The sequence below is a fragment of the Duganella sp. genome, from assembly GCF_039595735.1.
GTDB lineage: Bacteria > Pseudomonadota > Gammaproteobacteria > Burkholderiales > Burkholderiaceae_D > Rugamonas.
Window position 1 is genome coordinate 36,537 of sequence record NZ_JBCNLB010000017.1, and the last position, 12,513, is coordinate 49,049.

13 protein-coding genes and 1 tRNA gene are annotated in these 12,513 nt (G+C 64.4%); 9 read left to right on the forward strand and 5 right to left on the reverse strand.

Annotated elements, in window-relative coordinates:
- Position 1 precedes the first annotated feature (1 nt).
- From adeC to ABDW57_RS22570, 3 genes are all read left to right on the forward strand, one after another.
- On the forward strand, positions 2 to 1,435 hold the full coding sequence (gene adeC / locus ABDW57_RS22560) for an AdeC/AdeK/OprM family multidrug efflux complex outer membrane factor (RefSeq protein ID WP_343732396.1): 1,434 nt from the start codon (positions 2 to 4) through the stop codon (positions 1,433 to 1,435).
- Between the two features lie 71 nt (positions 1,436 to 1,506).
- Positions 1,507 to 2,118, forward strand: coding sequence for a TetR/AcrR family transcriptional regulator (locus ABDW57_RS22565; RefSeq protein ID WP_343732397.1), 612 nt, complete (start codon positions 1,507 to 1,509; stop codon positions 2,116 to 2,118).
- An 85-nt stretch (positions 2,119 to 2,203) separates the two neighbouring features.
- On the forward strand, positions 2,204 to 2,911 hold the full coding sequence (locus ABDW57_RS22570) for a fumarylacetoacetate hydrolase family protein (RefSeq protein ID WP_343732398.1): 708 nt from the start codon (positions 2,204 to 2,206) through the stop codon (positions 2,909 to 2,911).
- Between the two features lie 5 nt (positions 2,912 to 2,916).
- Here the strand turns inward: ABDW57_RS22570 and ABDW57_RS22575 are convergent, their stop codons facing one another.
- Entirely contained in the window at positions 2,917 to 3,741 is an 825-nt protein-coding gene (locus ABDW57_RS22575) for a Sir2 family NAD-dependent protein deacetylase (protein WP_343732399.1), read from the reverse strand.
- 70 nt (positions 3,742 to 3,811) lie between these two features.
- Here ABDW57_RS22575 and ABDW57_RS22580 point away from each other — a divergent pair.
- Positions 3,812 to 3,888, forward strand: a tRNA-Pro gene (locus ABDW57_RS22580).
- Positions 3,889 to 3,938: 50 nt separating this feature from the next.
- Here ABDW57_RS22580 and ABDW57_RS22585 read toward each other — a convergent pair.
- Genes ABDW57_RS22585 through ABDW57_RS22600 form a run of 4 tightly spaced genes read right to left on the reverse strand, consistent with a single transcriptional unit; the run spans position 3,939 to position 6,757 of the window.
- A complete protein-coding gene (locus tag ABDW57_RS22585) occupies positions 3,939 to 4,301 on the reverse strand; it encodes a hypothetical protein (protein WP_343732400.1) in 363 nt (120 codons plus the stop codon).
- Entirely contained in the window at positions 4,292 to 4,873 is a 582-nt protein-coding gene (locus tag ABDW57_RS22590) for a TadE family protein (protein WP_343732401.1), read from the reverse strand. Before ABDW57_RS22590 ends, ABDW57_RS22585 begins: the two co-directional genes overlap by 10 nt.
- Positions 4,860 to 5,291, reverse strand: a complete 432-nt coding sequence (locus tag ABDW57_RS22595) for a TadE family protein (protein WP_343732402.1) — start codon at positions 5,289 to 5,291, stop codon at positions 4,860 to 4,862. Before ABDW57_RS22595 ends, ABDW57_RS22590 begins: the two co-directional genes overlap by 14 nt.
- Positions 5,288 to 6,757: a pilus assembly protein TadG-related protein gene (locus ABDW57_RS22600; protein ID WP_343732403.1), complete on the reverse strand. Its 1,470-nt coding sequence runs from the start codon at positions 6,755 to 6,757 to the stop codon at positions 5,288 to 5,290. The genes ABDW57_RS22595 and ABDW57_RS22600 overlap by 4 nt, the downstream gene beginning before the upstream one ends.
- A gap of 146 nt (positions 6,758 to 6,903) precedes the next feature.
- Here ABDW57_RS22600 and ABDW57_RS22605 point away from each other — a divergent pair, with 146 nt between their 5' ends.
- The 5 genes from ABDW57_RS22605 to ABDW57_RS22625 all read left to right on the forward strand — a co-directional run bounded on the left by ABDW57_RS22605 (position 6,904) and on the right by ABDW57_RS22625 (position 12,511).
- The gene (locus ABDW57_RS22605; protein WP_343732404.1) at positions 6,904 to 7,269 is read left to right on the forward strand and encodes a VOC family protein; all 366 of its coding nucleotides are present in this window, start codon (positions 6,904 to 6,906) and stop codon (positions 7,267 to 7,269) included.
- A 197-nt stretch (positions 7,270 to 7,466) separates the two neighbouring features.
- Complete coding sequence (locus tag ABDW57_RS22610; RefSeq protein ID WP_343732405.1) at positions 7,467 to 8,723, forward strand: ABC transporter substrate-binding protein; 1,257 nt, start codon at positions 7,467 to 7,469, stop codon at positions 8,721 to 8,723.
- Between the two features lie 51 nt (positions 8,724 to 8,774).
- The gene (locus ABDW57_RS22615) at positions 8,775 to 9,794 is read left to right on the forward strand and encodes a LacI family DNA-binding transcriptional regulator (protein ID WP_343732406.1); all 1,020 of its coding nucleotides are present in this window, start codon (positions 8,775 to 8,777) and stop codon (positions 9,792 to 9,794) included.
- Positions 9,795 to 9,867: 73 nt separating this feature from the next.
- A complete protein-coding gene (locus tag ABDW57_RS22620) occupies positions 9,868 to 11,139 on the forward strand; it encodes a cellulase family glycosylhydrolase (RefSeq protein ID WP_343732407.1) in 1,272 nt (423 codons plus the stop codon).
- A 4-nt stretch (positions 11,140 to 11,143) separates the two neighbouring features.
- On the forward strand, positions 11,144 to 12,511 hold the full coding sequence (locus ABDW57_RS22625) for a GH1 family beta-glucosidase (protein ID WP_343732408.1): 1,368 nt from the start codon (positions 11,144 to 11,146) through the stop codon (positions 12,509 to 12,511).
- Positions 12,512 to 12,513 lie beyond the last annotated feature (2 nt).

Genomic DNA, 12,513 nt, shown 5'->3' on the forward strand with positions numbered 1-12,513 from the left:
TATGAAAAAGTCTGTGTTTACTTTAGCTGCGCTGGCGCTGTTGGCCGGCTGCAGCCTGGCGCCGGTGTATGAACGTCCGGCGCAACCAGTGGCGCAAGCCTGGCCGACTGGCGACGCCTACAAGGGCGTGCCTGCCGCTGCCGACGCCAGGCCGGTGTCGCAAATCCTGTGGCGCGACTACTTCGCGGACGACAAGCTGCGCAAGGTGATCGAGCTGGCGCTGGCCAACAACCGCGACCTGCGTGTCTCGGTGCTGAATATCGAGAAGGCCAAGGCGCAGTACAACATCGACACGGCGGCGCTGCTGCCCAAGTTGTCGGCCAACGTCAACCAGAACGCAGCGCGCACGCCGTCGACGATGACCGGCACCGGCGCAGCCGCCATCAACCGCCAGTACAACGGCGGCCTGGTGATGGCGTCGTATGAGCTGGACTTCTTCGGCAAGGTGCGCAACCAGTCCGAGGCTGGCTTGCAGAGCTACCTGGGCACCGAGGAGGCGCGCCGCACGCAGCAGATTACGCTGGTGGCGGAAGTGGCCAACGCTTACCTGACGCTGATCGCGGACCAGCAGCGTTTGAAGCTGGCGCAGGAAACCCTGAAAAGCCAGCAGACCAGCTATGACCTGAGCCAGAAGCGTTTCGCTTCGGGCGTGGTGGCAGGCACCGACATGTACGATGCCCAGACCACGCTGGAATCGGCACGCAATGACGCGGCGGTCTACACCGCGCAAGTGGCGCTGGATCAGAACGCGCTGACGCTGCTGGTGGGCAGCGCCGTGCCGGAAGAACTGCTGCCGACCGGCGATCTGACCGAAGTGACGCAACTGGCGGCAATTCCGGCCGGCCTGCCATCGGACCTGCTGCAATCGCGGCCGGATGTGCAGGAAGCGGAGCGCGCGCTGCGCGCCGCCAACGCCAACATCGGCGTGGCGCGTGCGGCCTTCTTCCCCAGCATTTCGCTGACGGCATCCGGCGGCAGCGCCAGCTCGACCTTGTCCGGCCTGTTCAAGGCGGGTTCGTCGGCGTGGACTTTCGCGCCAGCCATCAACCTGCCGATCTTCGATGGGGGCGTCAACCGCGCCAACCTGAATATCGCCAAGGCGGACCGCGACATCTCGGTGGCGCAGTACGAGAAAGCGGTGCAGACCGCGTTCCGCGAAGTGGCCGACGCGCTGGCCACGCGCGGCACGCTGGATGAGCGCATGTCGTCGCAGCAGGCGCTGGTGGATGCTGCGCAGAAGAGCTACACCATCAACGAAGCGCGCTACCGCAAGGGCGCGGACTCCTACCTGAACGCGCTGGTGTCGCAGCGCGCGTTGTATTCGGCCCAACAAGGCCTGATCACCACGCGCCTGGCCAAGAGCAGCAACGCCGTCACCCTGTACAAGGTGCTGGGCGGCGGCTGGCAGCCGGAGTTGCCGCAGCCGCGTGGTTAAACCGGTGTGGCGGGTGCATTGTGGTGCGCCCGCCGTTATAATCCGTTTAACAACTATTTCAGGAACGCTCCATGAAAACCGAAGTGAAACGGCGCAGTGACCCGGAGCGGGCACAGAGTCGTCGTAGCCAGGTGTTGCAGGCGGCGGCGGTGTGCTTCGCCCGCAGCGGCTTCCATGGCGCCAGCATGGCCGAAATCTCGAAAGAGGCGGGCATGAGCGCCGGCCATATCTACAACTACTTCGACAGCAAGGAAGCCATCATCATGGCTTTCGTCGACCTGGAATCGGAGCATGTGGCGGCGCAGCTGCGTGAGCTGAGCAGCAAGGAAGATCCGTTGCAGTCGATGATCGACGAGGCGCCGCGCCATATCGATGAGAATCTGGATCCGAAATTCTTCCAGCTGCCGATGGAGATGTGTGCCGAGGCGGCGCGCAATCCCAAGATTGCCGAGGCGATGCGCGCGTCCGACGTGGCGGCGATGGCCGAGTTCCGCCCGATTATCAAGCGCGAACGCGAGCGGCGCGGCTTGCCGGTCGATGATGCGCTGCTGGACGGCCGCATCGACACCATGGTGTCGCTGTTCCACGGGCTGCCGATCCGCGCCCTGCACCGCCCCAACATGGACCGCGACTCTCTTGTGGAAGGGTATCGGGTCGCCATGAAGGCACTGCTGCTGAGCTGATTTGTCTCCTAATGTATCCGGCCGCTGCACGCGCGCGGCTGCTGTTGTACCATGCTTGATGTCTCTTCCCGCTTACAGGAGCATCATGACTTCCTACGTAATTCCCGCCCAGGATATCGTCGGCCTGCCGGTCGCCGGTACTTCCGATTTATTCCCGGTGCGCCGCGTGTACTGCGTCGGCCGCAACTACGCCGGCCACGCGCGCGAGATGGGTTCCGACCCGGACCGCGAACCGCCTTTCTTCTTCTGCAAACCGGGCGATGCGCAAGCCGTGGTGCCGGCCGCGCCGAACCGCGTGCTGGAACTGCCGTATCCGCCGCAGACCAATAATCTGCACTACGAGTGCGAGCTGGTGGTCGCCATCGGCAAGGGCGGCGCCAATATTTCGGTGGAGGACGCGGCTTCGCACATCTACGGCTATGCCGTCGGCTTCGACATGACGCGCCGCGACCTGCAGTTCAAGATGCGCGATGCGGGTCGTCCGTGGGAGATTGGCAAGGCCTTCGACTACTCGGCGCCGATCGGCCTGATTCATCCTGCGGCCGACGCCGGCGATATCAACAACGCCGCGATCCAGCTGGATGTGGATGGCGTGACCAAACAGTCCTCCACCATTGCGCACCTGATCTGGTCGATCAGCGAGACCATCGCCAATCTGTCGACCCTGTTCACGCTGGCGCCGGGCGATCTGATTTTCAGCGGCACGCCGGAAGGTGTGGGCGCGGTGGTGCGCGGCCAGGTGCTGGAAGGCCGCGTGGCCGGCCTGTCGCCGATTACGGTGAAATTGGTATAAACCGTTTATAGCAAAGCGTCTATGGCGCTGAGCGCTTCACAGGCGCCGGCCGCCAGTCCGACATCGCGCGGGCTGGCGACCTGCGGTTCGCGCGGGTTAATCCGGATCATGCGGCCATTGTGGTGGCTGACGACAGCCTGGCCGAAGTGGCGTACCGAAGGAATCGCCACGCCGGCGCCCAGTTCCACCACCAGCGGGCGCGCCGCCTGGTGCAGCAGCTGATGCAGGCGCGCTTCCTGCGCGGCGGAGCGTTGTTCGTTCCAGCCCCAGTCGCCAAACATCAGAATGTTCGGCCGCGCCAGTGCGCCGCAATGCGGGCAGGTTGGCGGCGCGTTCAGCAGGCGGCACGCCGCGTTGTCGACTTGCGGCGTGTAGTCGTCCGCGCTCCAGATGTGTGAACCGCAGGGTTCCAGACATTGCAGGTGATGGATCGAGCCGTGGCATTCATAAATGCGCTGCGGGTCGAAGCCTGCGGCCTGAAACTGGCCGTCCACATTGCTGGTGAAAACAGCATAGCCATGCTCCATGCGTTCGCCCCATTGCTTCAGCAGGGCGAAGCCGGCATGCGGCGCGGTCGCACGGTAGAGATTCAGGCGATGGCCATAAAATCCCCAGGCCAGGGCCGGATCGGCGTGGAAGGTGGACGGGGAGGCGACGCTGGTGAATTCCATGCGCGCCTGGGCCAGGGCCGGATAGGCCTTCCAGAAACCCTGGTTGCCGCGAAAATCAGGCAGGCCGGAGTCCACGCCCATGCCGGCGCCGGCGGCCACGATCAGCAGATCGGCCTGGGCGACGAGGGCGGCGGCATGTTCAAGCGAGACGAAATCCATCCGCCCATCTTAGCGCCGCAAAGCAAACATGACAAATACTTAAAGCCGCTGCTATAATTGCGCGGTTAGTCGGGGCGTAGCGCAGCCCGGTAGCGTACCTGCATGGGGTGCAGGGGGTCGGAGGTTCGAATCCTCTCGCCCCGACCAACACAATAAAATCAAAGACTTACCTTGCTTCGGCGGGTGGGTCTTTTTTTTTAGCCCGGCAAAAACAGCTTCAGCAGCGCCGGCAGCAGTTGGGCAATAAAAATGGCCGTCACCGACCACTGGATGATGGATGCCTTGGCTTCGGCTATCTGAGCCCTGGTTTCGGCTATCTGGGCATTGGTTTCGGCATGGTGGGTCCTGATGTCGGCCCGAAGCTCGGCCCTGGTTTCCGAGAAACGGTTCTCCAGATGGGCAAACATTACCTTGAGCTCGGCAATATCATCCTTGGTGGCGTAATTGGCTTTTATCGTGGCGATATCGGCCTCGTTTGCCTCCAGCTTCTGAATGCGCGCTTCGGTATTCATGCGCCAATGGTAGGCCTCCGGATTTTCCAGGTCAAATTTCACGGACATAATGTGCTCCCTGGCTGATAGCCCAGCGATTCTGCCTTGGCTATCGTAGTCGCCTGCGACAGTGCGTGATTGATGCCGGTCAAAGGGAACAGGGGCTGATAGTTGACAGCGTCGCAGTCCGTGCCAGGCGCGCATAGCCGCGCGCGCACGAAGCGGATGCAGCTGGCGCCGTTGGGATTGGCAATGCAGTTGAAGTGGGCGCGCGCCGGGCAGGCCGGCAGGCTGGCGGCCGGGATCGGGGTCATGTTCAGGCTGCCGTCGGCATTGCGCGTCAGTGACAGGTAGTCGATGCGGATATGGGCGTCGCTGACCGGTGCCCCCAGCGGCAGATGGCCGGCGTCGCTGCGCAGCACGGCCGACTGGCGGATCGCGTCCATCACGGCGGGGTTGCTGAAGTCGCTGACGGCGGCCAGGTAGGCGGCGCGGCGCGTGGCTTCCTGCAGGGTGTTCCACAGGTACAGCACGCGCGTGGCTTCGATCACGAAGAACAAAGCGGCCAGGAACAGCACGATGCTCAGCGCGAACTCGGCAACGGTGGCGCCGCGCTGCGGCTTGCGGCTAGTTGCCCACATAACGCACGCTGCGGCTGATCCAGAGCCGCTGTTCCAGCAGCTCCTGCACATAGCCTGGGAAGATATTCGGCACATCCACAATCACGGTGACCGAGACCTCGGTTGGCGTGGTGCCGTTCAGCAGCACACACGGCACGCCATTGCAGGCCACCACGATCGCCGCGCTGCTGCCCAGCGTGTCCAGCTCGGCCTGGACGATGGCCTGGGTCAGGTTGCTTTCCTGCGTGGCCAGCGCCGGGGTTTTCAGATTCACCAGCGGCGCGCTGGACAGGTAGCGCGTGCCGGCCTGCAGGGCTTTCTGCACCACTTCGTAGTGATGCGTCAGACGGCCGTAATACAGTACCACCGCCAGCAGCGTCATCAGCGTGGGCAGGATCAGCGCCATTTCCAGCGCCGCGATGCCGCGCTGGCGCTTCATCGCTGCAGCTCCACGGCGCCGGCCAGCGACGCGGCCGGGGCGATGCCGGCAAACTCGGCGCTCAGGCTGGTGGCGGTGGCCGGCACTGTCATGAAGAAGCGGCCCACGCCCAGTACGGTGGCGCTGGCGGTGGCGCCGGCCGGCACCGGGCAGGACAGCAACGCCACGTTCAGCACGCGCCGCCGTGCCTGGCCCGGATGGGCCGCCGAGGGCGGCTGGAAGTAGGCGCCGCCGCCAGTGCTGTACGGCGTGGCGCCGGCGGTGGCGGATGGGTAGCCGCTGGCCGCCGGCGGTCCGGGCGTGTAGAGCCTGGACCAGTCGGCGGTGCCAAAGGTGGCGTAGCCGCTGGCCGGCTCGACCGGACTGGCGCTGTAGGCCGAGTACGGCACGGCGCGGGCGTAGGCCCACAGCGGGCCGTATTGCGGCGCGGTGTTGCTGGCGTCGCCGGGCAGGGGATCGGCGCGGGTCCAGAGCCGGGTGCCGCTGATCCACGGCGCCGCCACCTGCGTGCTGCTGGCCGGGTTCATCCAGCCGATGCCGGCATACAGATAGGACTTGATGTTGCTGTCCGGCGGGGCTGCCTCGGGCGTGCAGTGGTTGCCGGTGTAGTTGTCGAACCGTGAGTTCAGGTGCAGGTACAGGGACGCCAGCGGGAAGTTGCGCTGCACGCTGAGCGGGCCGCCGGTGACGCTGGGCATCAGCATGGCGCCGGCGCACACGAACGGCCCCACCACGGCAGTGCTGAAGTTGGCAGGCGCGCCGGGCAGGCCGGGCGGCGTCAGCGGATCGATCAGGAAGTGCTCCGGCGTGGTGTCGCCGGGATTCAGCTGCATGAGGTTGTAGGCGACGCCGCGGCGGAAGCCATATTCCACCAGCTCGTTGTAGGCGGTGGCGCCGGTGTTGGCGCGCGAGGCTTGCGCCGGCCCCTGCGCGCAGATGGCCAGCGGCGTGACCGGTATCTTCAGGCGGCCGGCAATGGCGTGTGCCGAGGCCTGCAAGGTGGCGCCGGCGCCGCTGTGGGCGCGCATGAAGATGGACGGAACGTGATTGAGGTGACTGTCCAGCGCTGCCAGCGCGGCGGTATCGACCTTGGCGTACAGCAGGGTGGCCGGCGCGGCGGCGGCGCTGGCGGCGTCGATCCAGCCGGCCTCGACGGTGCCGGGCGCGGCCGCAAAGCGCAGTGCCGCGTCCGACCATGGCACGGCCAGCACGTTGTAGCGGTACTTGTAGGTGGCGGCCGCGCTGGCGGCGGCCTCGACCGCCTTGTCGACGCCGGCCGCGGTGCCGTTCAGTTCGCGCGCGGCGGCCAGCGCGGCAGCATCGGCCAGCGCCTGCAGTTCGACCTTGCGGTTGTACGCCAGCGCCAGGTCCAGCGCCATCCCGGCCATGCTCAGCAGGGCCAGCACCATCATGGCAAACAGGATGAAGATGGCGCCGCGCTGGCGCGGCAGGCGGGCGGGGCGCATGCGGCGATCTCCTCGGTGGATTGACCGCTCCGATTCTATCCAAGAGGAAATATCAACCCTTGATGCGGCGCAAGCAGACTCCTGACAGAAACTGTCACAGCCGCGCCGTAAACTAGCTTCATTGCCAACCTTGTACGGAGAACCACATGAGCCCGGATTACGTCCTGTTGTATGTTGACCAGCCTGCCGCCAGCAGCGCGTTTTATGCCGACTTGCTGAACCTGCAGCCGGTGGAAAGCGGCCCGACCTTTGTGCTGTTCGTGCTGCCGTCCGGCCTCAAGCTGGGCCTGTGGTCGCGCCACACCGCCGAGCCCAAGGTGCTGGCCCATGGCGGCGGCAGCGAGCTGGCCTTTGCCGTGCCGGACCGCAGCGTGGTCAACGACATGTATGCCGACTGGTCGGCGCGCGGGCTGGCCATCGCCCAGCGCCCGACCGCGATGGATTTCGGCTACACCTTTGTCGCGCTGGACCGCGACGGCCACCGCCTGCGCGTGCTGGCGCTGGATGCGTAAAGAATGGCGGCGCCAGCCGCCATTTTCGTTGACACTCAAAAAGAAGGAGTGTTATATTTCTCCTCAGATTGGTAACGTTTCCAATCTCACCCTCGTCTCTTCGCCCCGCGAAGTTGCCGGCGCCTTGGGCGGCGCCGGTTTTTTTGTCGGCGCAAAGGCGGTAGTATCGGGGGAAGACCGACCATAACGGAGACTGGATGGACAAACACACCATCGGCGCGCAGCGCCTGGCAGGAACCTTGCTGACCGCACTGGCGCTGGGCGCCGCCGGCGCCGTGCATGGCGCCGCCGCGCCCAAGGCGGAAGTGATGCACTGGTGGACCTCCAGCAGTGAATCCGCGGCGGTGCGCAAGTTCGCGGACGCCTACCGCGCCGCCGGCGGCGTCTGGGGCGATACCGCGATCGCCGGCGCCGACCAGGCCAAGGCCGTGGCCATCAACCGCATCGTCGGCGGCAATCCGCCCACGGCGGCGCAGTTCAACACCACCAAGCAGTTCCGTGACCTGATCGACCAGGGCTCGCTCAACAATGTCGACGACATCGCCGTGCGCGACCGCTGGGACCAGCTGATGCCGCAGCCGGTGCTGGATGTGATCAAGGTGAAGGGCCACTTCTATGCGGTGCCGGTGGACATCCACATGTCGACCTGGATCTGGTATTCCAAGGCCGCCTTCAAGAAGGCCGGCATCGTCAAGGAGCCGGCCACGCCGGACGAGCTGTTTGCCGCGCTGGACAAGCTGAAAGCCGCCGGCCTGATCGGCCTGGCGCATGGCGGCCAGCCGTGGCAGGAAAACATCCTGTTCCAGGCCATGCTGGCCAACGTCGGCGGCAAGGAGCTGTACCTGCAGGTGCTGCGCGACCGCAATCCCAAGGCCGTCAATTCGGAGGCGTTCAAGAAAGTGCTGCTGGCCTTCAAGCGCCTGCAAAGCTATGTGGACCCCGGTTCGCCCAACCGCAACTGGAACGACGCCACCGCCATGCTCATCAGCGGCAAGGCCGGCGTGCAGATCATGGGCGACTGGGCCAAGGGGGAATTCGCCGCCGCCAGACAAAGCGCCGGCAAGGATTTCGGCTGCATTCCCGGCCTCGGCGCCAACGTGCCTTACCTGATCCAGGGCGATGCCTTCGTGTTCCCGAAAACCAGCCAGCCGGACGCGGTGCGCGCGCAAAAGCTGCTGGCCACCACCATGCTGACGCCGGGCGCGCAGCTGGAGTTCAACAAGATCAAGGGTTCGCTGCCGATTTTGAGCGATGTCGATACCTCCGGCATGGATATTTGCGCCCAGGCCGGCATGGCGATTTTGAAGGATAAAACGCGCGCGGTGGGCATGATCGAGGTGTTCCTGACGCCCGACCAGAACGGCGCGCTGCAGGATGTGCTGACCACTTTCTGGAACACCCGCATGCCGGTGGAGAAGGCGCAGAAGGGGATTGCCTCGGCGTTGCAAGATTGACGGGGGCGCGTTATCCTTGCCGCCGCATAGACAGAACGGATAAGGGGACTCGTGGCAACCATCAAAGACGTAGCCCGGCTGGCGGGCGTGGGATTGGGCACCGCCTCGCGCGTCATCAGCGGCAAGGGATCGGTATCGCAATCCACGACGGAGAAAGTGCGCAAGGCCATCGAGCAGCTGGAATTCCGGCCATCGCACGCGGCGCGCTCGCTGCTGTCGGGCAGCTCGCAGATGATTGGCGTGTACATCCCGTACCTGAGCGGGACGTTCTACACGCCGATCCTGCAGTCGATCTACACGGCGCTGCGGGCGGCGGGGCTGAACATGGTGGTGGCGTTCGGCGTTGGCGATGGCGACGCCCGCAACCAGGCCATCGAGGGCGTGAATTTCCTGATCGAGCGCGGCAGCGACGGCCTGATCGTGATGAGCAATGCGATGGAAGACGAGGACTTTGTGGCGCTGGGGCCGTTCCAGTCCAAGGTGGTGGTGATCAACCAGGATTTCGCCAGCATCTCGGAGCAGTGCTTCACGGTGGATCACGAAGCTGGCGGGCGCCTGGCGGCGCGTACCTTGCTGGATCTGGGCCACCGCAAGATCGCGGTGATCGCGGGCCGCGCGGCCGCGCCCGACAACCAGCAGCGTATCGCCGGTTTCAAGGCGGAGCTGGAAGCGGCCGGCATCGATACGCGCAAGATGTGGATGGCCGATGGCGAGTTCACACCGGAAGGCGGCCTGGCGTGCGCGGAAAAGCTGCTGCAGTCGGGCGAAGAATTTACGGCGGTATTTTGCGCCAATGATGAGATGGCGGTAGGGGCCTTGTCGATGTTCCAGAAGGCCGGTGTGAAAGTGCCGGAGCAGGTGTCGGTGCTCGGCTACGACGATACGCACAGCGCGGAATTCACCGCGCCGCAGCTGACCAGCGTGCATATCCCGTGGAGCGAGATGACCCTGAACGGGCTGAATTATCTGCTCAACCGCTGCTATGAATTAAAGCGGCCGGTGGAGCGCGAGTACCGCCTGCATGTTGCAGAACGCGCCTCTTTGGCGCCGCTGAAGAGTAAAAAGAAGTAAAGATCAAGAGCACGCGATGGTCGCATGCTCTTTTTTTAAAGTGACTTGGAAACGATTCCATGCTGGAGATCGCATGTTCATAAAACGATGGCTCAGTACCGTTCTGCTGCTGGCTGGCGCAGCCCAGGCGCAGACCTCCTTGCCCATGCTGCATACCGAAGGCACCCGATGGCTGACGGCCGATGGCAAACAACCGGCGCTGCGCGGCGTCAATCTGGGCAACTACCTGATCCAGGAGTTCTGGATGATGGGGCAGGAGACCAAGGCGGTGGACGACCAGTGCAAGCTGGAAGCGGTACTCGATCAGCGCTTTGGCTACGAAGAACGCCAGCGTTTATATAGTCTGTTCCGCGATAACTGGATCAGGCAGCGCGACTGGGATCTGCTGCCGAAGATGAATCTGAATCTGGTGCGCCTGCCGTTCATCTATAGCGTGGTGGAAGACGAAAAGAATCCACGTCACTTGCGCGCCGACGCCTGGAAGTATCTGGACAGCGTGATCGATGAAGCCGAGAAGCGCGGCATCTACGTCATCCTCGACCTGCATGGCGCGGTCGGCAGCCAGGGCTGGGAACATCACAGCGGCTGCGCCGGCAAGAACCAATACTGGGACACGCCGGAATACCAGGAACGTACCATCTGGTTGTGGCAGCAGATTGCCGCCCGCTACAAGGACCGCGGCGCGGTGGCCGGCTACAGCATCCTGAATGAGCCCTGGGGCACCACGCCGGAAAATCTGGCCGTGGTCATGGGCACGCTGTACAAGGCGATCCGCGAAATAGACCAGAACCATGTGATCATCCTGCCGGGCCATAGCAAAGGCATAGACGCCTATGGCAAACCGTCCGATCACGGCATGCGCAACGTCGCCTTCGAAATGCATCCGTATCCCGGCCACTTCGGCTGGGGCAAACCGGGACTGGCCGTGCACAAGGGCTGGCTGCAATGCGTGGGCGCAGGTGACAACGTTTGCAAATGGAAGAGCAAACTGGAAGCACTGAACACCGCCTTCTTCGTCGGTGAATTCCAGCCGTGGGCCTTCATCGGCGCCGAGCATGGCGGACAAGTCATGCGCGTCACCTACGACACTTATGTCGCCAACGGCTGGGCCTCGACCGCGTGGGCCTGGAAGGTCCTGACCAACAAGGGCGGGCAGGGCAAGGGCACCTGGGGCCTCGTGACCAACGCGCCCGGCGCCGCCATACCCAAACTCGATTTCACCAAGGCCTCGCTGGCCGAGATCGAAAACCTGTTCCGCTTGTACGGCAGCGTGCCGTATCAGCCGCAGCAAACCGCCATCAAATGGATGAACGCCACCGTACCGCCTACTCCCTTCGCCAAATAAAACCATGACCATGATTCTTACTGACCTGCCTACGGCGATCAAGCGCTCCGACTTTGCCAGCGATTTTCTCTGGGGGGTATCCACATCCGCATACCAGATTGAAGGCGCCGCCGCCGTTGATGGCCGCGTGCCGTCGATCTGGGACACCTTTGCCGCCACGCCGGGCAAGATCCGCGACGGCTCCACCGGCGAAGTCGCTTGCGACCACTACCACCGCTGGGAGGAGGATCTCGATCTGGCGCGGTCCATGGGTCTGAACGCGTACCGCTTTTCGATCGCGTGGACGCGCATCTTCAACGGCGTGGACGCGCCGCCGAACGCGCAAGGTCTGGCGTTTTATTCGAAGCTGGTGGACGGCATGCTGGCGCGCGGCCTGCAGCCATGGTGCACGCTGTATCACTGGGATTTGCCGCAGTACCTGCAGGATCAGGGCGGCTGGAACAACCGCGCCACCATTGACGCCTATCTGCAGTACGTCGATGTGATCACCAAACACCTGGGCGACCGCATCAAGCATTGGATCACGCACAACGAGCCATGGTGCACGGCGATGCACGGCAACTGGGATGGCATGCACGCGCCGGGCAACAAGTCGCTGCCGCTGGCGCTGCAGGTCTGCCACAACGTGCTGGTGTCGCACGGGCGCGCCGTGCCGCTGATCCGCGCCAATGTGCCTGGCGCGAAGGTGGGCATTGCACTCAGCCTGCACCCGGTGAAGGCGGCCAGCGGCAGCGCGGCCGATATCGCCGCCGTGTCGCGCCACGACGCGCTGCGCAACCGCTGGTTCCTGGACGTGCTGTATGGCCGCGGCTATCCGGCGGAGGCGCTGGCGCTGGTAGGCAAGGACGCGCCGGCGATCGAGGCCGGCGACATGGAAGCCATCGCCGTGCCGTGCGATTTCCTCGGCGTGAACTACTACTTCCCGGAAGTGGTGGTGGACGCGCCGGATGAATATCCGCTGCGCACCCGCATCGTCTATCCGCAGGACCGCCAGCGCACCGATTTTGGCTGGGAAGTCTCGCCGGGAGGCCTGATTACGCTGCTGGAGCGCGTGGCGCGTGATTATCCGACCGGCGATTTGTACGTCACCGAAAACGGCTCGTCCTATGATGACCATCTCGGCGCGGACGGCGCCGTCACCGACACCGCGCGCCGCGATTACCTGATCCGTCACCTGGCCGCCATGCGCGACGCGATTGCGGCCGGCGGCAAGATCAAGGGCTACTTCGCCTGGAGCCTGCTGGATAACTTTGAATGGGCGGAAGGCTATCTGCGCCGCTTCGGCCTGACCTATATCGACTACCCGACGCAACGCCGCATCGTCAAGCAGAGCGGTGAATGGTACAGCGCCTTCGTGCGCGGCAAAAACTGATT